Origin of the sequence: Achromobacter sp. ACM02, assembly GCF_014851605.1 — a bacterium.
Taxonomy (GTDB): domain Bacteria; phylum Pseudomonadota; class Gammaproteobacteria; order Burkholderiales; family Burkholderiaceae_B; genus Achromobacter; species Achromobacter aegrifaciens.
Genome location: NZ_JACUZY010000008.1, coordinates 183,037 through 205,554 on the forward strand (window position 1 = coordinate 183,037; position 22,518 = coordinate 205,554).

General features: G+C 65.4%; 21 protein-coding genes and 3 tRNA genes. 12 read left to right on the forward strand and 12 right to left on the reverse strand.

Annotation, left to right across the window (positions count from 1 at the left end; all coding sequences use genetic code 11):
* The first annotated feature begins 19 nt into the window (after positions 1–19).
* From IB258_RS23940 to IB258_RS23950, 3 genes are all read left to right on the forward strand, one after another.
* On the forward strand, positions 20–1,111 hold the full coding sequence (locus tag IB258_RS23940) for an AI-2E family transporter (protein WP_054451108.1): 1,092 nt from the start codon (positions 20–22) through the stop codon (positions 1,109–1,111).
* A 117-nt stretch (positions 1,112–1,228) separates the two neighbouring features.
* Positions 1,229–1,450: a hypothetical protein gene (locus tag IB258_RS23945; protein WP_054451109.1), complete on the forward strand. Its 222-nt coding sequence runs from the start codon at positions 1,229–1,231 to the stop codon at positions 1,448–1,450.
* Positions 1,451–1,693: 243 nt separating this feature from the next.
* The gene (locus tag IB258_RS23950; protein ID WP_054451110.1) at positions 1,694–3,268 is read left to right on the forward strand and encodes a diguanylate cyclase; all 1,575 of its coding nucleotides are present in this window, start codon (positions 1,694–1,696) and stop codon (positions 3,266–3,268) included.
* A gap of 11 nt (positions 3,269–3,279) precedes the next feature.
* Here IB258_RS23950 and IB258_RS23955 read toward each other — a convergent pair whose 3' ends face one another.
* Positions 3,280–3,567, reverse strand: a complete 288-nt coding sequence (locus tag IB258_RS23955) for a 6-phosphofructokinase (RefSeq protein WP_192353293.1) — start codon at positions 3,565–3,567, stop codon at positions 3,280–3,282.
* Between the two features lie 154 nt (positions 3,568–3,721).
* Here IB258_RS23955 and yddG point away from each other — a divergent pair, with 154 nt between their 5' ends.
* Positions 3,722–4,630, forward strand: coding sequence for an aromatic amino acid DMT transporter YddG (gene yddG, locus IB258_RS23960; RefSeq protein WP_054451112.1), 909 nt, complete (start codon positions 3,722–3,724; stop codon positions 4,628–4,630).
* Between the two features lie 29 nt (positions 4,631–4,659).
* Here yddG and IB258_RS23965 read toward each other — a convergent pair whose 3' ends face one another.
* Positions 4,660–4,851, reverse strand: a complete 192-nt coding sequence (locus IB258_RS23965) for a hypothetical protein (protein WP_054451113.1) — start codon at positions 4,849–4,851, stop codon at positions 4,660–4,662.
* Positions 4,852–5,128: 277 nt separating this feature from the next.
* On the opposite strand from IB258_RS23965, the gene IB258_RS23970 reads away from it, so the two are divergent.
* The 3 genes from IB258_RS23970 to IB258_RS23980 all read left to right on the forward strand — a co-directional run bounded on the left by IB258_RS23970 (position 5,129) and on the right by IB258_RS23980 (position 6,794).
* The gene (locus tag IB258_RS23970; RefSeq protein ID WP_054451114.1) at positions 5,129–5,377 is read left to right on the forward strand and encodes a hypothetical protein; all 249 of its coding nucleotides are present in this window, start codon (positions 5,129–5,131) and stop codon (positions 5,375–5,377) included.
* 129 nt (positions 5,378–5,506) lie between these two features.
* Entirely contained in the window at positions 5,507–5,698 is a 192-nt protein-coding gene (locus IB258_RS23975; RefSeq protein WP_054451115.1) for a hypothetical protein, read from the forward strand.
* Between the two features lie 187 nt (positions 5,699–5,885).
* Complete coding sequence (locus tag IB258_RS23980; RefSeq protein WP_054451116.1) at positions 5,886–6,794, forward strand: hypothetical protein; 909 nt, start codon at positions 5,886–5,888, stop codon at positions 6,792–6,794.
* Between the two features lie 84 nt (positions 6,795–6,878).
* Here the strand turns inward: IB258_RS23980 and IB258_RS23985 are convergent.
* The 3 genes from IB258_RS23985 to egtD form a co-directional block, all read right to left on the reverse strand.
* Positions 6,879–6,955: transfer RNA gene (locus tag IB258_RS23985), tRNA-Met, on the reverse strand.
* A 125-nt stretch (positions 6,956–7,080) separates the two neighbouring features.
* Positions 7,081–8,397: an ergothioneine biosynthesis protein EgtB gene (egtB, locus tag IB258_RS23990; protein ID WP_192353294.1), complete on the reverse strand. Its 1,317-nt coding sequence runs from the start codon at positions 8,395–8,397 to the stop codon at positions 7,081–7,083.
* Positions 8,398–8,432: 35 nt separating this feature from the next.
* Positions 8,433–9,410, reverse strand: a complete 978-nt coding sequence (egtD, locus tag IB258_RS23995; protein WP_054451118.1) for an L-histidine N(alpha)-methyltransferase — start codon at positions 9,408–9,410, stop codon at positions 8,433–8,435.
* Between the two features lie 420 nt (positions 9,411–9,830).
* Between egtD and IB258_RS24000 the strand changes: the two genes are divergently transcribed.
* On the forward strand, positions 9,831–10,166 hold the full coding sequence (locus IB258_RS24000; protein ID WP_054451119.1) for a YqjD family protein: 336 nt from the start codon (positions 9,831–9,833) through the stop codon (positions 10,164–10,166).
* Positions 10,167–10,234: 68 nt separating this feature from the next.
* Entirely contained in the window at positions 10,235–11,656 is a 1,422-nt protein-coding gene (locus IB258_RS24005; protein ID WP_175163397.1) for a phospholipase D-like domain-containing protein, read from the forward strand.
* 18 nt (positions 11,657–11,674) lie between these two features.
* Here IB258_RS24005 and IB258_RS24010 read toward each other — a convergent pair whose 3' ends face one another.
* The 5 genes from IB258_RS24010 to IB258_RS24030 all read right to left on the reverse strand — a co-directional run bounded on the left by IB258_RS24010 (position 11,675) and on the right by IB258_RS24030 (position 17,960).
* The gene (locus IB258_RS24010) at positions 11,675–13,345 is read right to left on the reverse strand and encodes an FMN-binding glutamate synthase family protein (protein WP_119450520.1); all 1,671 of its coding nucleotides are present in this window, start codon (positions 13,343–13,345) and stop codon (positions 11,675–11,677) included.
* Positions 13,346–13,429: 84 nt separating this feature from the next.
* Positions 13,430–14,656, reverse strand: coding sequence for a YeeE/YedE family protein (locus tag IB258_RS24015; RefSeq protein ID WP_119450519.1), 1,227 nt, complete (start codon positions 14,654–14,656; stop codon positions 13,430–13,432).
* Positions 14,657–14,801: 145 nt separating this feature from the next.
* Entirely contained in the window at positions 14,802–16,082 is a 1,281-nt protein-coding gene (locus tag IB258_RS24020; protein ID WP_054451123.1) for an arsenic transporter, read from the reverse strand.
* Between the two features lie 12 nt (positions 16,083–16,094).
* Positions 16,095–17,039 (reverse strand): AEC family transporter, encoded by a 945-nt coding sequence (locus tag IB258_RS24025; RefSeq protein ID WP_192353295.1) that lies wholly within the window; start codon positions 17,037–17,039, stop codon positions 16,095–16,097.
* Positions 17,040–17,066: 27 nt separating this feature from the next.
* Positions 17,067–17,960 carry a DMT family transporter gene (locus IB258_RS24030; protein ID WP_175214074.1) on the reverse strand — a complete coding sequence of 298 codons (894 nt, stop codon included), beginning with the start codon at positions 17,958–17,960 and terminating at the stop codon, positions 17,067–17,069.
* A 113-nt stretch (positions 17,961–18,073) separates the two neighbouring features.
* Here IB258_RS24030 and IB258_RS24035 point away from each other — a divergent pair, with 113 nt between their 5' ends.
* Positions 18,074–18,523: a GNAT family N-acetyltransferase gene (locus IB258_RS24035; RefSeq protein ID WP_370126826.1), complete on the forward strand. Its 450-nt coding sequence runs from the start codon at positions 18,074–18,076 to the stop codon at positions 18,521–18,523.
* A 165-nt stretch (positions 18,524–18,688) separates the two neighbouring features.
* Here the strand turns inward: IB258_RS24035 and IB258_RS24040 are convergent.
* Positions 18,689–18,773 (reverse strand) — tRNA-Leu (locus tag IB258_RS24040).
* 160 nt (positions 18,774–18,933) lie between these two features.
* Here IB258_RS24040 and IB258_RS24045 point away from each other — a divergent pair.
* Positions 18,934–19,545, forward strand: a complete 612-nt coding sequence (locus tag IB258_RS24045) for a tRNA-uridine aminocarboxypropyltransferase (RefSeq protein WP_054451125.1) — start codon at positions 18,934–18,936, stop codon at positions 19,543–19,545.
* Between the two features lie 109 nt (positions 19,546–19,654).
* On the opposite strand, the gene IB258_RS24050 is transcribed toward IB258_RS24045, so the two are convergent.
* Positions 19,655–19,739 (reverse strand) — tRNA-Leu (locus tag IB258_RS24050).
* Between the two features lie 243 nt (positions 19,740–19,982).
* Here IB258_RS24050 and rnr point away from each other — a divergent pair.
* Positions 19,983–22,457 carry a ribonuclease R gene (rnr, locus tag IB258_RS24055; RefSeq protein ID WP_119450517.1) on the forward strand — a complete coding sequence of 825 codons (2,475 nt, stop codon included), beginning with the start codon at positions 19,983–19,985 and terminating at the stop codon, positions 22,455–22,457.
* The last annotated feature ends 61 nt before the right edge of the window (positions 22,458–22,518 follow it).

Genomic DNA, 22,518 nt, shown 5'->3' on the forward strand with positions numbered 1-22,518 from the left:
GCCGAGCCTGGGACGTAATATGAGCGAATCTTCCAGCATGCACTACAGAACCTTTCTGCTCCTGCTGGTGGTGGTCACCATCGCATTCGGCTGGTTGTTGTGGCCTTTCTACGGCGCTGTTTTCTGGGGCGCTGTCCTTGCCATCATCTTTGCGCCGCTGCAGCGCCGGCTGGTGGCGCGCATCGGCGGACGGCGCAACCTGGCCGCGCTGATCACCTTGCTGCTGGTGCTGCTGCTGGTGATCCTGCCGCTCATCGTCATCAGCGGATCGCTGGTGCGCGAAGGGGCGAACCTCTATCAGAGCGTCAAGTCCGGGCAGATCAACTTCGGCGACTATTTCCAGCAAGCCATGGCGGCTTTGCCGCCGTCGGTGCATGATCTGCTGTCGCGCTTCGACCTGGCCGACATACCGAGCCTGCAGGAAAAACTTAGCGCGGGCGCCATGCAGGCCAGCCAGTTCCTGGCGACCCAGGCCTTGAACATAGGGCAGGACACGTTCCAGTTCGTGATCAGCTTCGGCATCATGCTGTACCTGCTGTTCTTCCTGTTGCGCGACGGCCCGCAGCTATCGGCGCGGCTCAAGCGCGCCATGCCGCTGAGCGACACGCACAAGCAGCATCTGCTGCGCAAGTTCACCACCGTGGTGCGCGCCACCGTCAAGGGCAACGTCGCGGTGGCCGCGGCGCAGGGCGCGCTGGGCGGCATCATCTTCTCGATCCTGTCGATCCAGGGTGCGCTGCTGTGGGGCGTGATCATGGGCTTTCTGTCCTTGCTGCCGGCGATCGGCGCGGGGTTGATCTGGGCTCCGGTCGCGATCTACTTCCTGTTGACCGGGGCCACGATCAAAGGCGTCGTGCTGATCCTCTTCGGCGTGCTGGTCATCGGTATGGTGGACAACGTGCTGCGCCCCATTCTGGTCGGCAAGGACACCAAGATGCCGGACTATGTGGTGCTGATATCCACGCTGGGCGGCATGGCTTTGTTCGGCCTGAACGGTTTCGTGATCGGCCCCTTGATTGCCGCGCTGTTCATGGCAAGCTGGGATTTGTTTGCCCCGCCGGTGGAAGGATTCGCGGACGACGCCGCAGACAAGTCGCGCGCCCGAAAGTAGGCGCGGCGGATCGCCCGCCAGTCCGTCCGTTGCAAGACGGGTGTATGGTGTAGCAGGCCGGCTTCCATCGGGGCCGGCCTGTCGTATCAACCTCGACTTTTCGGGAGCGCGTCGGACATGGAATGGAAACTGCATCGATCGGGCTGGATCGAAGAACGCAACTTCGACATCGAATTCGCCGAGACGCCCGACGGCTACCACGCCCGGGTGCGGGTCTTCGGATTCCCGGTGCTGGAAGACACCAAGCATGTGTTTCCCAATGAGGCGCTGGCTGAAAAAGGGGCGCTGACGCTGCTCAAGACCCAGTTCACCGGCACCCCGGATCTGGAAGACCGGTAGACGTACCCGGCGGCGCGCCTCTGTAGTAAATTGGGGACGCGCCAGTTACGCCACATCCGTCTTGACGCGGCGAGGGGATTCCCATGGCGCGGATTGTGCGATTGCGAACTTCTGCAATAATTTCTGACGTTCGTTCGTCCTCTGGCCGTGGGCCGAGCGGAGCGTATCGGGAGGCGCATGGGTCCAGAGGTGTGGTTTCGATCGGCAGGCCGACGTTTGCGGACGTCGCAAGGCGAGGCTCCCGTGGCTGACGCCGAGAGCCTGGCCGTCGCGCGGACGCGTCGGCCGCGCCGCTATTCCATGCGCACGGGCCTGCTCACACTCGTGTTCGCGTGTATCACGCCCGCGCTGGTCATGGCATCCGTGGCGGTCTACGAAAGCTACGTCATCCAGAAAGAGCGGATCTTCCGCGACACGATATTCCTGGCGCGCAATCTCACCGCGATTCTCGACCGCGAACTCACCGGCGTGGAGGCCGGCCTGCAAATGCTGGCGTCGTCGCCAGATCTCGTCGCCGGCGATCTGGCCGGTTTTCATCGGCGGGCGCGTGAATCCGTGCGTTTCCAGATCATCGACAGCTATGTCCTGACCGACAAGGATGGCCGCCAGTTGATCAATACGTCCGTGCCGTTCGGCAACGCCTTGCCGCCGACCGGCGCGTCCGCCGAGCTGGCCCACGTTTTCCAGACGCGCACGGCGGTGCTGACGGGGCTGTTCACCAGCAGGGTCAATCAAGGCCCCCTGATTGCGCTGGGCGTGCCGGTGCTGCGCAACGGCGAGGTCGCATACAGCTTGAACGTTGGCATCCTGCCTGAACGCATCGGCAATCTGCTGGGCAGGCGCGCCCTGCCGGACGGCTGGGTGGCAGCCGTGCTGGACGACAGCGGCACGATCCTCGCGCGCACACGAGACACCTCGAAATTCGTGGGCCAGAAGGCCGTTCCCGAACTGGCGCGGGCGGTGCAGCAGGAAAGCGAGGGCTCGCTGGAAACCATTACCAAGGAAGGCACGCCCGTCTACACCGCCTTCAGCCGCTCGTCGTTATCCGGCTGGACGGTTGCCGCCGGCGCGCCGATGAGTCTGCTGACCACGGATCTTTACCGCTCCATCGCCTGGATTGCCCTGGGCACCTTGTTGGCCTTCGGCCTGGGCTTGCTGCTGGCCTTGCGGTTGGCCAGCCGCCTGACCTCGTCCGTGCAGAGCCTGGTCGCGCCGGCGCTGGCGCTGGGCAAGGGGCATGCGGTGACGGTGCCGGGCACGCGCGTCAAAGAGGTTGCGGAAGTGGGCGGCGCCCTGGTACAGGCCTCGCGCATGCTGACGCATGCCCAGCACCTGGCGCACTACGATCCGCTGACCGGCCTGTGCAACCGCGTGCTGTTCAACGAATTGGTGCTGCGCGAGCTGGCGGTGGCGCAGCGCAGCGGTGAATCCTTCGCCATCCTGGCGATCGATCTGGACGGCTTCAAGGCGGTCAACGACCTGCATGGCCACGCCGCCGGCGATGCCGTGCTGCAGGAAGCGGCGGAGCGCATGGCAGACGCGATCCGCGTGTCCGACGTGGCGGCGCGGCTTGGGGGCGATGAATTCGCGGTCCTGCTGCTGGGCGCGGACAAGGAAAACGCCGGGCATGTCGCGCAGGCGCTGGTCGAAAACCTGTCCCTGCCGTATCCCGACGTCACTGTCGCCGTGTCCGCCAGCGTGGGCATTGCCGTGTATCCGCAATCCGGCGTCACCGTGCGCGAATTGCTGGAGCGCGCGGACCGGGCGCTGTACAAGGCCAAGGGACAGGGCAAGCGCAGGGTGGAGGCGGACCAGTAGCTCCGCGCGCCTCAGGACTCGGAGAGCGGCGGCGCCAGGGCGGTCAGGACTTCGCCCGATTTCAGCCTGTACCGGTTCCGATCCAGCGGCAACACCAGCTCCCCCTCGGTGGTGCGGTGTATGTAGCGGGCCGCGTCAGGCCGGGCCGCGTCAGGCCGGGCCGCGTCAGGTCGGGCCGCGCTAGGCCGGGCCGCGGCTGTTCCCGGCATTTCCGCCCGCAAGAACACCTCAATCCGGTAGAGCCGGCCCGATTCCGTGCTGGCCAGCACGTCGCTCAATCTGCGTGTGGATATGGTCATGCGGCGCTTGCTCCTTTTTCTGCATTGTTCTGGCGGGCATTCTGAATACGGGGGGGGGCTGGCTTCATTGCAAGGCGGAGCGCCGCCGCGGGACGTGCGGCTTTTCGCTAAACTGCCCGGCTTGACGCCCCAAGGCGGGCAATCGGAATCGGTAATGCAACTCTCCCTGAGCCGGAACACGGCGACTTCACTGGGCTTGCTGGCGGTGCTGCTATGGGGCACCGTGGTCGGCCTGATCCGCAGCGTCAGCGAAAGCTTTGGGCCGGTCGGCGGCGCCGCGCTTATTTACACGGCGGGTTCGGCGTTCCTGGTGCTGCTGCTGGGCTTTCCGAAGCTGCGGACCTTTCCGCGTTCCTATCTCATCGTCGGCAGCCTGCTGTTCGTTGCCTACGAGATCTGCCTCTCGCTCTCCCTGGGATTCGCCGCCAATCGGGGGCAGGCGATCGAGCTGGGTATCGTCAACTATCTCTGGCCCTGCTTTACCGTGATTCTGGCCATGCTCATCAATGGCCAGCGCGCCAATGCGTGGGTGGTGCCCGGCATACTGCTGTCGCTTGCCGGCATCGTCTGGGTCCTGGGCGGATCCGGCGGGCTATCCTGGGAGCGCACCCTCGCCAACGTATCCAGCAATCCCCTCAGTTATGGGCTGGCCTTCAGCGGCGCCGTGATCTGGGCCGTCTATTGCAACGTCACGACGCGATTCGCCGATGGCAAGAACGGCGTTGCCTTGTTCTTCATGCTGACCGCGCTTGCCCTGTGGATCAAGTACCTGTCGGGCGCCGAGCCTGCGTTGGCCTTCACGTGGCCCGCCACGCTGGAGCTGCTGGTGACCGGCGGCGCCATGGCAGCGGGCTATGCGCTGTGGAATGTAGGGATACTCAAAGGCAACCTGACCTTGCTGGCCACGGCTTCCTACTTCACCCCGGTCTTTTCAACGTTCTTTGCCGCCGTGTGGCTGTCGACCCGCCTGACCGCGTCGTTCTGGCAGGGCGTGGCCATGGTGACCGCCGGGTCGCTGCTGTGCTGGGCCGCAACGCGCGGCAAAGCCGCCCGGGGCGCATAGCCCCAGGCGCATGCGTTGCAATGATGGAATTATTCGATCAGCACGGTCTGCGCGACCGCGTATCCGAGCGGAATCAACAAGAGTGAAGCAAACAAGGAACTGGTAATCGCCGCCGAGATTCTCAGCCAGGGTTCGGACCCTGCGCTTTGAACCGTTTGAATCACCAACGCGACGATACCCACAACCATCAAACAGCTGATAACCACTGCTACATAAGTCATGTTGTCTCCGTCCTCGCCTGATTAAAGGGATGCGGCTGCCGCTGAGCGGTCTAGATGTTTGTATTGATTGTGCGCCTGTATTGGCGCAACCGGCCCTAGGGTTTTCCTGACGCAATGCGCGGTTTGTGGTGTTTTTGCTGCGGGGTGTGCAGCATGAATTCATGTGCGGTCGCAGCATTCATGGCCGTGTCGCCAGCGCCGGGTTTGCGCCGGCGCGTCTTGCGCCGGCGCGTCTTGCGCTACGATGGCGGCGTCGAGTCACGTTAAAGGCCGCCCCATGCCGCAACTGCGCCCAGGCACGCGCGCCACGTTGCAAGTCAGGCAATTGATGCCGGGAGAATTCGCCTGGATCATCACCTTGTTTGATCCCGAATCCGGCAATGTGCGCAGCACCAATTATTCGCCCACGCGTTATGCCAGCCAGGACGAAGCCTCCACCGCGGGCAAGGCCGCCGTTGTTAAGTTCCTGGGCAGCGGCGGGCAGAAAGCCGCCGAACCGATCAGGGAAGGCAAGAGCAGATCCTGACCCCGCCGGCTGCGCACGCCTGAAAGCCCTCGCACAGAGGGCTTTTTTGCATTCCCGCGCAACGGGCCGGGAATGCGGTTTGCTGATGGGACAGGGCGGCGCGCCTGGCGCCGCTTTCAGGAGCAAGCCATGTCCCAGTCCATGCATCGCGAACCCGGCGGGGGCGACCCGCCCGAACCCGACGATCCCGCCTTTCCCAACAATCCGCCGCCGGACGACCCGCCGCTGGATCCGACGCGGCCGCGCAGAGATCCCGACGTCATCGATCCCGTGCAGCCGCCGCCGAATCCGCGCGCGCCCGGCACGATCGACCTGGCCTGAGCGCTGCGCGCAACGCGCAGGACATCATCCAAGGAGGCTTTATGCGTTCCATCTTGCTGTGGCTGTTGGGCGTACCCATTCCCATCATCATTCTGCTGGCGCTTTTTTGGCATTGACCCCAGAGGTTTTCCGCCGCGGCGGCACGTATTCGAGCAGCCGCGATGAACCGTGAACAAGGAACAGATCCATGGAAAACGCAACTTCATTGAGCCAGCCCTATCCCGGCGGCGTGCCGCCGAGGGAGTCCGCCATCTCCGCCGTATCCTGGGCCGCGGTGATCGCCGGGGCGGTCATCGCCGCAGCCCTTTCCCTGGCATTGTTCGCAGGTGGCACCGGGCTGGGCTTTCTTTCTGTTTCACCCTGGAGCGGCGAGGGCGCGACTGCGCCTGCAATAGGCATCGGCCTCATCGTGTGGATGCTGGCCACGCAGATCGTTGCCTATGGCATCGGCGGCTACGTCGCGGGGCGGCTGCGCACCAAATGGGTCGACGTGCACTCTGACGAGGTTTACTTCCGCGACACAGCACACGGCTTTCTGGTGTGGGCGTTGAGCGCGGTCGTCAGCGCCGTGCTGCTGGGCGCTTCCATCGCGGCCTTGGCTTCGGGCGTCGCGAAGGCGGGCGCAGCCGTTGCGGCCGGCGCCGGCACCGCTGCGACGGCCGCCGCTGCCGCGGGTGGGAGCGAGGGAATGTCGCAGATGCAGGGCTATTTTTCAGACGCCTTGCTGCGCTCCGAGCGGCCCGACGCCAGCGCCGACCGCAACGGCGCGAGAGTAGAGGTGGGCCGCATCATGGCGATGAGCGCGGCGCGCGGCTCGATGACGGGCGAGGACCGCGACTATGTCGTGAAGGTCGTGGCTGCGCAGACCGGCATGGAGCCGGCGGCGGCGCAGCGCCGCGTCGAGCAGGCCGTGCAGAACATGAAACAGGCTGCCGACGACGCCCGGCAAAAGGCCAAGGAGGCCGCAGACCAGGCCCGCAAGGCCGCGGCAGCATTCGCGCTGTGGGGCTTCGCCTCGATGCTGATCGGCGCCTTCGTGGCCAGTCTGGCGGCGACCTGGGGCGGGAGGCGGCGCGACGCGGTGCGGTTGCCCTGAAGATAGGGGGCTTCGAATGCGCCGAGATCGGACGCCACAACGAAAAAGCCCGGAGCCACCAAAGTGGTTCCGGGCTTTGAATCTTGGTGGCGCATCCCTGATTCGAACAGGGGACCTGCGGATTATGATTCCGTCGCTCTAACCGGCTGAGCTAATGCGCCATTTCGATTAATCCCTGGATTTGCGTCACATCTGTGTTGCAATCAGTGATCAACGAAGAACGAAATTCTAGCACGAAATTTTTGATGCGTGCAAGCGATCAGCGATCAAATTTCAAAGAAACGCGTCAGGCGTCTCGCGCCAGCCTGATGCCCGAGAACTGCCAGCGGGCCTCGGGCGGGAAAAAATTGCGGTAGCTGGGGCGGATGTGGTCCCTGGGCGTGGCGCAGGAGCCGCCTCGCAGGACGTACTGGTTGCACATGAACTTGCCGTTGTATTCGCCTACCGCGCCGTTGTCGGGTTTGAAGCCGGGGTAGGCGTCGTAGGCGCTGGAGGTCCATTCCCAGGCGTCGCCGAATAGTTGCACGGGGCCGCCCGTGCCGTTGCGCGCAGGGGCCGGGCGCGTGTCCAGGTGGCCGTTCTCCAGCATGTTGGCGCGCCCGGCCAGCGCGCCTTCGGGCAGTTGGCGGGCGGCATGTTCCCATTCGGCTTCGCGCGGCAGCCGCACGCGCGCCCAGCGGGCGTAGGCATCGGCCTCGAAATAGCTGACGTGCGTGACCGGCGCCTGCAGTTCGAGTTCCTGCATGCCGCGCAGCGTGAAGATGCGCCAATCGTCGCGCTGTCCTTCCCAGTAGAGCGGCGCGCGCCAGCCTTCAGCGCAGACCATGTCCCAGCCCAGCGACAGCCAGAGTTCGGGCCGCTTGTAGCCGCCGTCCCGGATGAAGGCCAGGTACTCATGCTGGGTCACCAACCGGTCGGCCAGGTAGAACGGGGCCAGCAGCACGTCATGGGCCGGACCTTCGTTGTCGAATCCGAAGCCATTGCCGTCATGGCCGATGCGGGTGATGCCGCCGGCATAGCGCGTCCAGCCGGCGGGTGTGGAGGGCGGCAGTGCAGGCGGGCCGGGTGCGACGTAGGCCGGCTTGAGCGGGTTGGCCGACAGCATGTGCTTCAGGTCGGTCAGGATCAGCTCCTGGTGCTGCTGCTCATGATTCAGGCCCAGTTCCAACAAGGCGTCGAAGGCGGGATCGTTGCCGCCCAGCCGCGAGATCAGTTCATGCATCGCGCCGTCCACATGCCGGCGGTAGCGCTGCACTTCCGTCAGCGCGGGACGCGACAGCAGGCCGCGGCGCGGACGCGGATGCTTGGCGCCGACGGCGTTGTAGTAGGAGTTGAACAGCATGCGGTACTGCGGATGGAAGACCGCATAGGACGGGTGAAAGCGTGTCAGCAGAAAGGTCTCGAAGAACCAGGTGGTGTGGGCCAGATGCCATTTGACCGGGCTGCAGTCCGGCATGGATTGCACCTGGCAATCCTCGGGACTCAGCGGGGCGGCCAGGGCCGTGCTGGTCGAGCGCACCGCGTCGTAGCGGTCGTGCTGGCCCGCCTGGCCGGCAGCGTAAGGTCCGGTGGCAGGGTGAGTCAGCAGGCACGCAGGTTCCATGGCGATCCTCCAGTGGCGTTGAGGGCAGGCCCGCGTTATGCGCGGGCGCTGAAAATCGAGAACCAGCCGCGGGAATCCGACCAGTGCGCGACGTCGCGGTAGCCGGCGCTTTGCAGCAGGTCGGCGAAGGCTTGGGGAGTGAACTTGTAGGAGTTTTCAGTGTGGATGCGTTCGCCGGCGCCGAACGCGCGCGCGCCGCCTGGCCAGGCTACGCGCACTGCGCGCAACGCTTCCAGATGCATTTCGATGCGCGAGTCGGCGCTGTTGAACAGCGCCACATGGCGCCAGTCGTCCACGTCGAAATCGGCGTCCAGCACGCTGTTCACGTGCCGCAGCAGGTTCAGGTTGAAGGCCGCGGTCAGGTGCAGCGCATCGTCGTAGGCGGGCTCCAGCACTTGTTTGGGCTTGACGCGGTCCACGCCGACCAGCAAGCCGCCGCCCGCGCACTGTCCGCGGATTCGCCGCAGCATGGCGTGCGCGTCCGCGGGGCTGAGGTTGCCGATGCTGGAGCCGGGATAGAAGAACAGCCGCTGTTCGGCGGGAATGCTGGCCGGCAGAGCCAACGCGTGCGTGAAGTCCTGGCCGATGGCGGTGATTTGCAGGTCGGGGTAGGACAGCTGCAGGCGGCGCACGGCCGCTTGCAGGTAGTCGGCCGAGATGTCGATGGGCACGTAATGACGCGGACGCAGGCTGGGGAACAGGCGTTCAGCCTTGACGCAATCGCCCGCGCCCAGGTCGATCATCGAGAGCACCGGTCCGACGTGGCGCGCAATATCGGCGCCGTGGCGCTGGAAGATCTCGGACTCGCAGCGCGTCGGGTAGTACTCAGGGAGCTGCGTGATGGCGGTGAAGAGCGCCGAACCCAGCGCGTCATAGAGGAACTTGGGATCGATGTGCGCGTGGCGCGCCACCAAGCCTTCGTGCAGTTCAAGCTGCTCGGCGCTGGGAGGCTGCGACTCTTGCGCGATGAATTTCGGCGCGGCGGGGGCAAACAGTGCGGAAGGCGAAACCATGCGTCCTGTTCCTTTTCTGTCGTCGGGACGGCCCGTCGCCGGGGCGCCTCGGATGGGGCGGCTGGCGGTCGGGAGGCGCGGCGTTGGGAGGCTCAGACCAGGCGGTTCTGGCGCATTGCAAAAGTCTATTGTGGCCGTCAGGGCGGGGCCGGTGTCAAGCGCCAAGCCGCTGAATGCAATGGACTTTTACGAATTTGGAAGAGGCTTGCGAGGAGACCGGCCACCGGGCGTCGCAGCGGATACACGCGATACTTTTGCTTGCGTTGAAATATCGGTTTACGGCTGGTTGCCAAAGCTCGGGCGGGGTCGGGCGATGGCGGTCACAATGGCATCTTGCGTTGCACAGGCACGTGAATGCGGCGTGTTGCATCGCATCAGGCGGCCCGACTCCGCGAGGCCCGACAATTACAAGGAGCGACCATGAACCGAAAGCATCAACGCGCCGAAATGGCCCTGCACCGTGAACGGGTGAGCGACAGCTTCCACGAATTGCTGGCGGGTACGGAAGACCTGCTGCGGTCGACGGCGTCGTATACGGGCTCCGAGATCGAGTCGGCGCGAGCTCGCCTGAAGCGCCAATTGGCCGACGCGCGCGAGTCCGCCGGCGATTGGGAGGGCGCGGCGCGGGAACGCGCGCGCCGCGCAACCGCCTATGCTGACGAGTACGTGCATGAACATGCCTGGAAGTCGGTGGGCGTAGCGGCGCTGGTGGGCGCCTTGCTAGGCTGCCTTCTGGCCTCGGGCGGCCGCCGCTAAGGCCTGACGCCATGAAGCCGCCCGGGGCTGCGCGCCGGTCGGGATTGAGGCGGGATTGGTGGCCGTGGATGGCCCGCGCACGCCGGCTCCTGTTGCCGCTGGTGTGCGCGGTCTTGCTTGCGGCCTGCGCCAGCGTTCCTGACTCGCAGGAGCGCCGCGCGCGCGCATCGCAGGCCAGTCTGTCGGCCGACGCGGCGTCAGACAGCTATCGCCGCGGGCAGGGCATCGCCGCCGATCCGCGGACTCCCAAGAGCGATTTTCTCGCGCGTCACCTTGCTGTCGAGCAGGCAGTCAGCGGCGCGCCATTGGTGGCCGGCAACCGTGTCCGGCTGCTGGCGGACGGCCCCAGCACCTACCGCGCCATGCTGCAGTCCATCGCGCAGGCCCGCCGGTACGTGCACATGGAAACCTATATCTTCGATGACGATGCCGAGGGTTCGCGCTTTGCCGAAGCCCTGATTGCGGCGCGCAACCGCGGCGCCGAAGTGTCCTTGATGGTCGACGCGGTCGGCACGATCAAGACGCCCGATGCCTTGTTCCAGCGCCTGCGCGATGCGGGCGTACAAGTCGCGATCTTCAATCCGGTCAACCCGGCGAGCGGCCGTGCGGGCTGGTCGCCGAACCAACGCAACCATCGCAAGGTGCTGGTCGTGGACGGCAAGGTCGGCTATCTGGGCGGCATCAACGTGAGCAGCGTCTACGAGTCCTCGCCAGGATCTGGATCAGGTTCGGGCTCGGGGTCGGGGTCGGGAAAGGGCGCCGGCAAAGCCGATTCACCGGCAGCCACAGACGCCAAGGCGGCGCCCTGGCGCGACACGCATCTGCGCATCGAAGGGCCCGCAGTGGCCCAGCTGGAGCAGGTCATCCGCGCGGGTTGGGAATCCCAGTCCAAGGAGCCGATCAAGGGGGGCGATTCACAGGTGGCGCCGCCCGTGGGTGCAACGACGGTGCGGATACTGGCCAATCAGCCGGACCGCAGCGATGGCTACACCGTCTACCTGACGCTGATGTCGGCGTTTGAAAGCGCGCAGGAATACATCCATATCACCATGGCGTACTTCGTGCCGGATCCCGCCTTCATCGAAGTCCTGACGGACGCGGCCCGGCGCGGCGTCGACGTGGCGCTGGTGTTGCCTGGCTTCAGCGACTCGTCGCTGGTGTTCCATGCGGGACGCTCGCACTATACGGACCTGCTGCGGGCCGGCGTGAAAATCTACGAGCGGCGCGATGCGCTCTTGCATGCCAAGACCGCGGTGGTGGACGGCGTGTGGTCCACGGTGGGGTCCAGCAACCTGGATTGGCGCAGCTTTGCGCTGAACTACGAAATCAATGCCGTAGTGCTGGGGCCTGAATTCGCGGCCGAAATGGAGGCACTGTTCCAGCGCGATCTCGCCGAGTCGGTGCGGATCACGCCCGAGGCCTGGCAGGCCAGGGGCGTGGGTGACCGTTCGATGGAGTTCTTCTCGCGCATGTTCGAGCGCTGGCTGTAGCGCCCGGCGCCAGCCGGATCAGACCTGTGCGGCGGCCGGCGTGGCATGGGCGGCATGTTCTTGCGCCAATGCGGTTGTGATGTCGTGGGTAGGCTGGAACGAACTGGCCTGGGCCATGGCCCAGCCCGCGCGGAACACCTGGTGGCGGAATTCTCCGCGCAGCAGTTCGCCGGGCGCGAGTTCCGGGAACAGGGCCGACAGCAGCCGGATTTCGCTGGAGGAGATGCGGCGCGCGATATGGTGCGGGCGCAGCTGGCCGGGGTGGGTCAGGCCGGCCGCGGCAAGCAGTTCCGCCAGTGCATGCAGCGTGTTGCGGTGGAAGTTCGCCACGCGCTGCGCCTTGTCCGGTACCACGAGCGCGCGCTGGCGCAGCGGGTCTTGGGTCGTGACGCCGGTGGGGCATTTGCCAGTGTGGCAGGCCTGGGCCTGGATGCAGCCGATGGCGAACATGAAGCCGCGCGCGGCGTTGCACCAGTCCGCGCCCATGGCCATGACGCGGGCCATGTCGAAAGCGGTGATGATCTTGCCGGACGCGCCCAGCTTGATGCGGTCGCGCAGGTTCACGCCGATCAGCGTGTTGTGGACCAGGCGCAGCGCCTCGCGCAGCGGCGTGCCGACGTGGTCGACGAACTCCACGGGCGCGGCGCCGGTGCCGCCCTCGGCCCCGTCCACCACGATGAAATCCGGCGTGATGCCGGTTTCCAGCATGGCCTTGACGATGGCGAACCACTCCCAAGGGTGGCCCACGCAGAACTTGAAGCCCACCGGCTTGCCGCCGGACAGTTCGCGCAGGCGCGCCACGAACTTCATCAGGCCGATGGGCGAATCGAAGGCGGAATGGGTGGCCGGCGAATTACAGTCCTGCCAGGCCACGACGCCGCGCGCTTCGGCGATCTCCGGCGTCACCTTGCCCGCGGGCAGGATGCCGCCATGGCCGGGTTTGGCGCCTTGCGACAGCTTGATCTCGATCATCTTGACCTGCGGCGTACAGGCATTCTTGACGAAGGCCTCTTCGGAGAAAGCGCCGTGTTCGTCGCGGCAGCCGAAGTAGCCAGAGCCGATGTTCCAGACCAGGCCGCCGCCCGGCTGGCGGTGATAACGGCTGATGCCGCCTTCGCCGGTGTCGTGCGCGAAGTTGCCCTGGCGCGCACCTTCGTTCAGGGCCAGGACGGCGTTGGCCGACAAGGCGCCGAAGCTCATGGCCGACACGTTGAACGCGGACATGGAGTAGGGCTGCTTGCATTCGGGGCCGCCCACCGTGACGCGGAAGTCGATGTCGGGGATTTGCGACGGCGACATGGAATGGTTGATCCATTCGTAGCGATCGCCGTAGACGTCTTCCTGGGTGCCGAAGGGACGCTTGTCGATCTCGCGCTTGGCGCGCTGGTAGACGATGGAGCGCTGCGCGCGCGAGAACGGCGCGGCCTGAGTGTCGTCTTCCAGGAAGTACTGGCGGATCTCGGGCCGGATGAATTCGAACAGGAACCGCAGATTGCCCAGGACCGGATAGTTGCGGCGGATGGCGTGGCGTGTCTGTGCCAGGTCATAGACGCCCAGCGCGGCCAGCAGCGTCAGCGGCACGGCCAGCCAAAGCCACCAGGGCGAGCTGGTCGCGGCCAGGGCGGCGGTGATTGCGGCGCCGATCAGGGTCAGTAAAAAAGCCGTGTAGCGGCCGAAAATCCAGCTCATGTCCATCTCCGTATTTCGGGATGGAGCAACCATACACCAGGAGCTGTCCCCCTGTGCCGGCGGACAGTCCTGGAATACTGTTTCTCAGCAGCTGGACGCCGCCGGGGTCTTTTCGACGGCGAGGCCGAAGGCCGGGCGCAGGCGCACGCCCAGGGCGCTGCCGGCGAAGGCGGCCGGCAGCCACAGCCAGGCGTGCAGGCTGCCCGACAGGATGCCGCTGAAATAGGCGCCGATATTGCAGCCGAAGGCCAGGCGCGAACCATAGCCCAGCAGCAGGCCGCCGATGACGGCGCCGGCCAGCGAGCGGGCCGGCACCTTCCAGATGGGGGCGAACTTGCCGGCGGCGCTGGCGGCGGCAAGCGCGCCCAGCATCAGGCCGATGTCCATGACGGTGGTGACGTCCTGGCGCAGCGGCGCGGCCAGCGAGGGCTGCTTGGCCCAGTAGGCCCAGGTGGCCACGTCGCCGCCGAAGGCGTCCAGGGTCTTGGCGCCCCACAGCGCAAAGGCGGAGGTGATGCCCCAGGGGCGGCCAGCCAGCGCCAGCGTGGCGAAGTTCAGCACTACCAGCGCCACGCCGCCCCAGATCAGCGGCCAGGGGCCTTGCAGCAGGGACGCCGGGCGCGCGGTACGCGAGGCGAACGAAATCACATGGCCGTGGCGGCGCTTCTCCAACGCCGTGGCTGCCCACGCGATCAGCGCGAACACGGCCAGGTTGATGGCCAGCGCGGGCGCCAGTCCCCAGGTCTTGATCAGCGAGGTCGGCGCCAGCGCCGGCAGGTTCGACCACCAGCCGAAGTTGGCGGTCGCAATGACCGAGCCGATGATGAAGAACAGCAGCGTGACCACCATGCGCGTGTTGCCGCCGCCGACTGCGAACAGCGTGCCCGAGGCGCAACCGCCGCCCAGCTGCATGCCGATGCCGAACAGGAAGGCGCCCAGCAGGACAGAGACTCCCGGGGGCGACACGAAGCCGCTGACGGGTTGGCCGAACAACGTGCCGGCTGCCAGGAAGGGGAAGAACAGCAGCACGCCTGCGGCCAGCATCAGCATCTGCGCGCGCAGCCCCGCGCCGCGGCGATCGGACACGAACACGCGCCAGGCCTGCGTGAAGCCGAAGGAGGCGTGGTACAGGGTCACGCCCAGCAGCGCGCCGACGACCCACAGCGCGCCCTGGCGCCAACTGACGGTCTCATGCAGGTACAGGGCGCCTGCCAGCACCAGCAGCACGGCGATCCACAGCGGCTTGCGGTTGATCTGGATGGGCGGCAGGGCCGAGGTAGGCAGGGGGAGAGTCGAGGCGTTGGTGCTCATGGGCGAGTCCCGGGATCTTGATACGTAAGAAAGCAAAAACGGGCGCGCGCAGGCACCCGTGTGACGTTTGAAAGTCTAAAGCGGTGGACGCTTGGATCAAACCACCAATTAATGCCTTTTATATAACTAAATGCTATATAGGCGCTTATTGCAGGCGCCAAGCCAAGGCGGCCAGCGTCAGCAGCAGCACCGGCAGGGTCAGGACGATGCCTACCTTGAAGTAGTAGCCCCAGGTGATGCGCAGGCCCTTGCGCGCCAGCACGTGCAGCCACAGCAGCGTGGCCAGGCTGCCGATCGGCGTGATCTTGGGGCCCAGATCGCTGCCGATGATATTGGCGTAGATCATCGCGTCCTTCACGGCGCCGGTGGCGCTGGTGTCCGCAATCGACAACGCGCCCACCAGCACGGTGGGCAGGTTGTTCATGATGGACGACAGGAAGGCGGTGATCAGGCCCGTACCCATCGCCGCGCCCCAGACGCCATACTCGGCGCACCGGTCCAGCACTTGCGCCAGGTGCGCGGTCAGCCCGGCGTTGCGCAGGCCATACACCACCAGGTACATGCCCAGCGAGAACACCACGATGTGCCAGGGCGCCTCGCGCATGATGCGGCGCGTGCCGACGATGTGCTGTCGTCCCGCGATCAGCAGCAGGCCCAGCGCGCCGACGGCGGCGATGGCGCTGACCGGGATGCCCATGGGTTCCAGGATGAAAAAGCCCGCCAGCAGCAGGGTCAGCACGACCCAGCCGGCGCGGAACGTGGTCAGGTCGCGGATCGCGGAAGCGGGCGCGGGCAGTTGGCTCACGTCGTAGCGCGGCGGAATGCTGCGATGGAAGAACAGCAGCAGTACCGCCAGCGTGGACGCCACGGCCATCAGGTTTACCGGCAGCATCACCGATGCGTACTCGCCGAAGCCGATATTGAAGAAGTCGGCCGACACGATGTTGACCAGATTGGATACGATCAATGCGATGCTGCCCGTGTCCGCGATGAAGCCCGCGGCCATCACGAAGGCCAGCGAAGCGCCGGGGCCGAAGCCCAGCGCCACCAGCATTTCCATGACGATGGGCGTAAGGATCAGCGCCGCGCCGTCGTTGGCGAACAGCGCCGAAACCGCGGCGCCCAGCAGCACGATCAACACGAAAAGCAGCCGGCCGCGGCCGCCGCCCCAGCGCGCCACGTGCAGCGCCGACCATTCGAAAAAGCCGGCCTCATCCAGGATCAGGCTGGTGACGATGATGGCGATGAAGGTGGCGGTGGCGTTCCAGACGATGCGCCAGACGTCCGCGATGTCGGCCAGGTGAACCACGCCCGTGGCCAGGGCAAGCGCCGCGCCCAGCACGGCGCTCCAGCCTATCGACAGGCCCCTGGGCTGCCAGATGACCAGCGTGATGGTAAGTACGAAGATGGCGACGGCGAGCAGCATGATGAAGAACGATCAGGAAATCGGGTGTGCGCTGATCCAGGCGACCAGCAGGCTGACGGTCAGCACCGATGCGACGGTGGAAACCAGGATGGCGCGCGAGGTTACGCGGGCGTCGCGCCCGTACATCTGCGCCAGCATGAAGGGGCCGGTGCCGATGGGCAGCGCGCTCATCAGCACGGCGGTCCAGGCCCATACCGGCGGCATGGCGAAGACGTAGAACGCCAGCACCGCCGTGACGGCGGGCTGCAGCAGCAGCTTGCCGGCGACCAGGCGCATGACGCCGGGTCCCGAACTGGACGTTTCCGTCTGCGCCAGGAACAGGCCGATCGTGACCAGCGCGCAGGGACTGGCGGACGCGCCCAGCAAGGCCACGTAGCGGTCCACGCCTTCCGGCAGCGCCAGGCCGGTGAAGGCCCAGGCCAGGCCCAGCAGCGGAGCCGCCAGCAGGGGGTTGCGCAGCAGCGCGCGGCCGACCTTGAGCAGGGTCAAGGACAGATTGGGCGTCTGTTGGCGGTCGAACTCGATCAAGGCGATGGCAAAGCCGAACAGCACGCTTGCGGTGAGCAGGGTGGTGAAGGTGGCCGGCGCCATGCTGTCAGGGCCGAGCAACGCCAGGCACAGCGGAATGCCCATGTAGCCGGCGTTGGTGTAGGACGCGGCCAGCCCCTGGATGCCGCGGTCGGTCAGCGCGCGCTGCGAGCGGCGCGCGCCGATAAACGAGGCGAGGAACGTGACGGCGATGCCGCCCGCGAAGGCGCCCACGAAACCCCAGTGCGCCATATGCGTCAGATCGACCTGCGTCATGGCGCGGAACAGCAGCGCGGGCAGCGACAGATACACGACGTAGCGGTTCAGCGCGTCGGTGGCGCCGGAACCCAGGATGCGCCAGCGGGCGGCGAGCCAGCCAGTCAGGATCAGCGCGAAGACCGGCAGGGCGGAGGTAACGACAGCGTTCATGGACAGGGACCTGGAGGGGCGCTCATTCTACTTGGCAGCGGTATGCGCCGTGCGCGTCACCAGCAGGATGCCGAGCGCTGCCAGGGCCATGCCCAGCCAGGCCAGCGCGGGAATGGCTTCGCCCAGGATGATCAGCGCAATGACGGCGGTGCAGGGCGGCACCAGGAAGAACAGCGCCGACACGCGGGAGGCCTCGCCATAGCGGATCATGGTCAGCAGCAAGGTGATCGCCACCAGCGAATTGCCCACGACTAGATAAGCCAGCGAAGCCAGCAGGGGCCCGGTCCATTCGATATGCATCGGCTCCAGCCAGTACGCCAGCGGCGCGGTGGCGATCAGGCCGACCGCGTACTGCACCATGTTGGACGTGACGGGATGCGTTTGCACGCCATAGCGTTTTTCATACAGCGTGCCGCCGGTGATGCAGAGCAGGGCGCTGATGGCGAACGCCAGGCCCAGCGGCGAGAGCACATCGATCGAAGCCTTGGCGATGATCACCAGCGCGGCGCCTGACACCCCCAGGCCCAGGCCTGCCCAGCGGCGGGCGTCGACTTTCTCGTGCGCGATCGCCGGCGCCAGCAGGCCGATCAGGATAGGTTGCAACGAGGTGATCAGCGCCACGCCGCCCGCCGACATGCCTTGCTTGAGAGACAAGTAGGTGAAACAGAAGTAGCCTGCCTGCAACAGCAGTCCGACCATCGCCAGATGGCCCCAGGCGCTGGCGCCGCGCGGCAGCGGCGGGCGCAGGAACAGCATGAAGGGCGCAAGTATCAGCACCACGCAGGCGTAGCGCAGCGCCAGGAACGTCATGGGGTCGGCATAGGCCAGGCCCACTTTGAGCACGACGAAACCGCTGGACCAGAGAAGCAGGAAGAGCGCGGGCGCGGCTTTCAACCAGGCGGGGGGAGCGGCAGGCGGCATGTGGCGGAACATGGACGACATGGGCAAGCCGCGATCGTACCCCCTTTTGGCCATTGTTCATCCCTGCCAAAATGAGGTTTAGGATTCTTTTATTCATTTGCTGCACGCGAGGGATGGACATGTCGACCAACAAACAATCTACGGTGCGTATCGCCCTGGGCACCTGGGACCGCTTGCGCGACGACGCGTATTCGGTGCGCCATGAAGTGTTCGTCGTCGAACAGAAAGTGCCGCCCGAGGTCGAGCTGGACGACGATGACGCGGTGTCGGTCCACGCCGTGGCCTACGGCCCGGACGGCACGCCCATGGGCACGGGCCGGCTTCTGCCCGACGGCCACATCGGCCGCATGGCGGTCCACAAGAAGGCCCGCGGCATGGGCGTCGGCAGCCAGTTGCTGGACGCGCTGATCGAACAGGGCCATGGCGACGGCCACCGCATGCTGGTGCTGCACGCGCAGACGCATGCGGCAGGTTTCTACCAGGCCCATGGCTTCAATGTGGAAGGAGAGGAATTCGTCGAGGCCGGTATTCCGCACGTGGTCATGACCCGCGTGCTGAAGTAGGGCGGGCCGCCCGGCTCAGAGCGTCTGCCTGCGGGCCGGGCAAATCAAATAGGCGGGATAAAGAAAAGGGCCGCAAGAAAAGGGCCACACAAAGAAAAAACCCCGGACGCTTACGCGTTCGGGGTTTTTTTGGCGCATCACGCAGGTACCTCGTGATGTAATAATTGGTGCCCAGGAGAGGACTCGAACCTCCACACCTTGCGGCACATGGACCTGAACCATGCGCGTCTACCAATTCCGCCACCTGGGCGCTGATGCTTTACTTGTCGCTTCGCTTTCGCGTTGTTTCTTGTTCAGCAGCAGAGGAATGAGATTATGCACACTTTTTTTGAAGTGTGCAAGTCATGTGGCTTTTTTTTCATATTTTTTTGCTGCCGGGCGCTTTCGAACTTTCGATATAGTGTCGCCCCATGTCCCGTACCCTCTGCACGCGTTGTCTGCGTCCTCTGTCGCACTGTCTGTGCGCGCTGATTCCCTCGCTTTCCTGCCGCACTCGCGTCGTGGTGTTGCAGCATCCGAGCGAGGCGCGCCATGCCTTGAACACAGCAAGGCTGGCGGTGCTGGGGCTGGCGGGCGCGCAACGCGTGGTGGGCGAATATTTTTCGGAAGAGGATTGGGCGCTGCCAGGCCATCTGCCTCGCCTGCTGTTTCCGGGCGAGGGCGCCGAGGTGTTGGCGCCGGGCTACGGGCAGGACCTGGGCGCGCCCATCAGATTGATCGTGCCTGACGGCACCTGGGGACATGCGCGCAAGCTGCTGCATATCAACCCGGCGCTGGCCGCCTTGCCGCGCGTGATGTTGCCCGCGGGGCTTTCCACGCGCTACCGGGTTCGTCACGCCGACGTGCCGGGCGCGCTGTCCACGATAGAGGCCGTGGCGCATGCCTTGAATGCGATTGAAGCGCCGACGAATTTCGATGCGCTGCTGCGGCCTTTCGAAGCGTTGATCGATGGCCAGATCGAAGGCATGGGCGCGGATCTGTACGCGCGGCATCATTTGAATCGCAAGGTGCCGTGGCGTTGAAACAGGCAGTGGCGGGGCGCAAAGCAAAAGCCCCGGGAATCTTGCGATTTCCGGGGCTTTTTAGCCGTTGCCATCAAGACCGCCTTGCATGGTCTTGATTGAAATTCCGTGGTGCCCAGGAGAGGACTCGAACCTCCACACCTTGCGGCACATGGACCTGAACCATGCGCGTCTACCAATTCCGCCACCTGGGCACTGAGAGATACTGTCAGAAGTATGTGATACGCTGCCGCTCTAGTCGCATCGCTTCAGTTAAAACACAATAACTAAAACATGCGTCCAAAGTGCAGTTGGTTCTACAATAAGGTTTTTAAGCAACTTGCTTTTCAAACCCCGGCTGGGTTTTAAACTTCCCGGCCCTTCTGACCATTTTCTGCTTCAGTGTTCAGCCTTGGGCGAACCACAGAAGCTGCGCATTATATACGGAAATTTTAGCTTTGGCAAAACGATCGAATAACGAATCGAATAACAACAGATCAACACCCTTGCCCGAAGCGCCGCCGGACTTCGATCCTGATGTCCCGTCCCGTGAAGCCATCCTGAAAGCGCTGCGCGCCGCAGGCTCGCCGCTGTCTCCGGTGGAACTGGCCGAACGCATGGGCGTCGAGCGCGCCGCGACGATGGTGGGATTTGAGCGCCGCCTGGGCGCCATGGAGCGCGACGGCCAATTGATGCCCAACCGCAAGGGCGTGTTGCTGCTGGCCACCAAACTGGACTTCGTCGCCGGCAAGGTGCTGGGGCATCGCGACGGCTTCGGCTTCCTGTTGCGTGACGACGGCGGCCCGGATCTGTTCCTGTCGCCGCGCGAAATGCTCAAGGTGCTGCATGGCGACCGTGTGCTGGTCAAACCCACTGGCGAATACCGCGGCAAGCCGGAAGGCACCATCGTCGAAGTCATCGAGCGCCGCACCAACAAGCTGGTGGGGCGCTTCCTGCACGAGCATGGCCTGTCCATCGTCGTGCCCGAGGACCAGCGCATCAAGCATGACATCCTGATTCCGCCCAGCGACACCAACGGCGCCCAGCATGGGCAGGTGGTCGCGGTTGAAATCATGGAGCAGCCCACTCGCCACACGCAGCCGCTGGGCCGTGTGGCCGAGGTGCTGGGCGAGATCGACGATCCCGGCATGGAAATCGAGATCGCGGTGCGCAAGTTCGACGTGCCGGTCGATTTCTCGGAAGCCGCGCTCAAGCAGGCTGCACGCCTGCCGGACGTGGTCAGGAAGACCGATCTCAAGGACCGCGTCGACCTGCGCGACGTGCCGCTCATCACCATCGACGGCGAGGACGCGCGCGACTTCGACGACGCGGTGTACTGTGAGCCCGTGGAGCTGGGCGCGGGCCAGCGCAAGCGCCCGGGCTGGCGCCTGCTGGTGGCCATCGCCGACGTCAGCCACTATGTGCGTCCGGGTGACGCCCTGGACGACGACGCGATCGAACGCGGCACCAGCGTGTACTTTCCGCGCCGGGTCATCCCGATGCTGCCGGAGTCGTTGTCCAACGGCTTGTGTTCGCTGAACCCGGACGTCGACCGCCTGGTGCTGGTTTGCGACATGGTCATTCCGGCCAGCGGCGCCAAGGCTGGTACGGTTACGGCCTACCAGTTCTATAACGCGGTCATGCACTCGCATGCGCGCACCACCTATACGAACATCTGGGCCGCCCTGCAACAGCCCGGCGGTCCTGCCGCGCACGCCATGCGCAGCGTCATGCCCCAGGTCCAGCACCTGTATGAACTCTTTCAGCTGCTGGCGCAAGGGCGCAAGAAGCGCGGCGCAATCGACTTCGACACGGTCGAGACCAAGATCGTCTGCAATGAGCTCGGCCGCATCGAGCAAATCGTGCCGTCGGTGCGCAACGATGCCCACAAGCTGATTGAAGAGTGCATGCTGGCCGCCAATACCTGCGCGGCCGACTTCATGACCCGCAGCAAGCATCCCGGCCTGTACCGCATCCACGAAGGCCCCACGCCCGAACGCCTGCAGTCGCTGCGCGAATTCCTGCGCACCATGGGCCTGTCGCTGGGCGGCGGCGAGACGCCCACGGCCAAGGATTACGGCGACTTCCTGGATTCGGTGCGCGGACGCCCCGACTACCAGCTGTTGCAGACGATGTGCCTGCGCTCCATGCAGCAGGCGGTCTACAGCCCCGACAATATGGGCCACTTTGGCTTGTCCTATCCCGGCTACAGCCACTTCACCTCGCCCATCCGCCGCTATCCCGACCTGCTGACGCATCGTGTCATCAAGGCGTTGCTGGCCGGTCAGCGCTATGTGCCCAGCCTGGAAGACCAGCCTGTGGTGATCGGCCGCACGCAGCGCGAGCACGAACATGCCATCTGGGAAAAGATGGGCCTGGTGCTGTCCGCCAGCGAGCGCCGCGCCGACGAGGCGTCGCGTGACGTCGAAGCCTGGCTCAAGTGCTGGTTCGTCAAGGAGCGCGTGGGCGAGGACTTCAGCGGCACCGTTACCGGCGTCGCCAGCTTCGGCATCTTCGTCACGCTGGACACCCTGCACGTCGAAGGGCTGGTGCATGTTTCCGAACTGGGCGGCGAGTATTTCCAGTTCAACGATGCCCTGCACGAGTTGCGCGGCGAACGCACGGGCATGCGCTACCGCCTGACCGACAAGGTGCAGGTGCAGGTGTCGCGCGTGGACCTCGAAGCCCGCCGCATCGAGTTCCGCCTGGTGCAGGGCACGAGCTTCGACGCCTTGCGCAAGGCGTCGGCCCGCAGCCCGGACGAGCCCTCGCGCCGTGTCAAGAAGGCCGCGTCGCCCAAGCCCGCCGCCCTGAAGGGCCAGACCGCCAAGGAGCGCCGCGCCGAGGCCAAGAAGGCCAGCAAGCCGCCGCGGGCGCCCAAGGCATCCAAGCGCGCAGCGCCGGCCAAGAAGGCCGCGCACAAGCGCCACTGACACTTCCTTATGGCGAGGCCGTCGTATGGCGGCTGCGCCATAAGGGGTAACATTGCATCTA

Coding starts and splice junctions, on each gene's coding strand:
- IB258_RS23940 (WP_054451108.1), top strand. CDS start 20: ATGAGCGAATCTTCCAGCATGCACTACAGAACCTTTCTGCTCCTGCTG.
- IB258_RS23945 (WP_054451109.1), top strand. CDS start 1,229: ATGGAATGGAAACTGCATCGATCGGGCTGGATCGAAGAACGCAACTTC.
- IB258_RS23955 (WP_192353293.1), bottom strand. CDS start 3,567: ATGACCATATCCACACGCAGATTGAGCGACGTGCTGGCCAGCACGGAA.
- yddG (WP_054451112.1), top strand. CDS start 3,722: ATGCAACTCTCCCTGAGCCGGAACACGGCGACTTCACTGGGCTTGCTG.
- IB258_RS23965 (WP_054451113.1), bottom strand. CDS start 4,851: ATGACTTATGTAGCAGTGGTTATCAGCTGTTTGATGGTTGTGGGTATC.
- IB258_RS23970 (WP_054451114.1), top strand. CDS start 5,129: ATGCCGCAACTGCGCCCAGGCACGCGCGCCACGTTGCAAGTCAGGCAA.
- IB258_RS23975 (WP_054451115.1), top strand. CDS start 5,507: ATGTCCCAGTCCATGCATCGCGAACCCGGCGGGGGCGACCCGCCCGAA.
- IB258_RS23980 (WP_054451116.1), top strand. CDS start 5,886: ATGGAAAACGCAACTTCATTGAGCCAGCCCTATCCCGGCGGCGTGCCG.
- egtB (WP_192353294.1), bottom strand. CDS start 8,397: ATGGAACCTGCGTGCCTGCTGACTCACCCTGCCACCGGACCTTACGCT.
- egtD (WP_054451118.1), bottom strand. CDS start 9,410: ATGGTTTCGCCTTCCGCACTGTTTGCCCCCGCCGCGCCGAAATTCATC.
- IB258_RS24000 (WP_054451119.1), top strand. CDS start 9,831: ATGAACCGAAAGCATCAACGCGCCGAAATGGCCCTGCACCGTGAACGG.
- IB258_RS24005 (WP_175163397.1), top strand. CDS start 10,235: ATGGCCCGCGCACGCCGGCTCCTGTTGCCGCTGGTGTGCGCGGTCTTG.
- IB258_RS24010 (WP_119450520.1), bottom strand. CDS start 13,345: ATGAGCTGGATTTTCGGCCGCTACACGGCTTTTTTACTGACCCTGATC.
- IB258_RS24015 (WP_119450519.1), bottom strand. CDS start 14,656: ATGAGCACCAACGCCTCGACTCTCCCCCTGCCTACCTCGGCCCTGCCG.
- IB258_RS24020 (WP_054451123.1), bottom strand. CDS start 16,082: ATGCTGCTCGCCGTCGCCATCTTCGTACTTACCATCACGCTGGTCATC.
- IB258_RS24025 (WP_192353295.1), bottom strand. CDS start 17,039: ATGAACGCTGTCGTTACCTCCGCCCTGCCGGTCTTCGCGCTGATCCTG.
- IB258_RS24030 (WP_175214074.1), bottom strand. CDS start 17,960: ATGCCGCCTGCCGCTCCCCCCGCCTGGTTGAAAGCCGCGCCCGCGCTC.
- IB258_RS24035 (WP_370126826.1), top strand. CDS start 18,074: ATGGACATGTCGACCAACAAACAATCTACGGTGCGTATCGCCCTGGGC.
- IB258_RS24045 (WP_054451125.1), top strand. CDS start 18,934: ATGTCCCGTACCCTCTGCACGCGTTGTCTGCGTCCTCTGTCGCACTGT.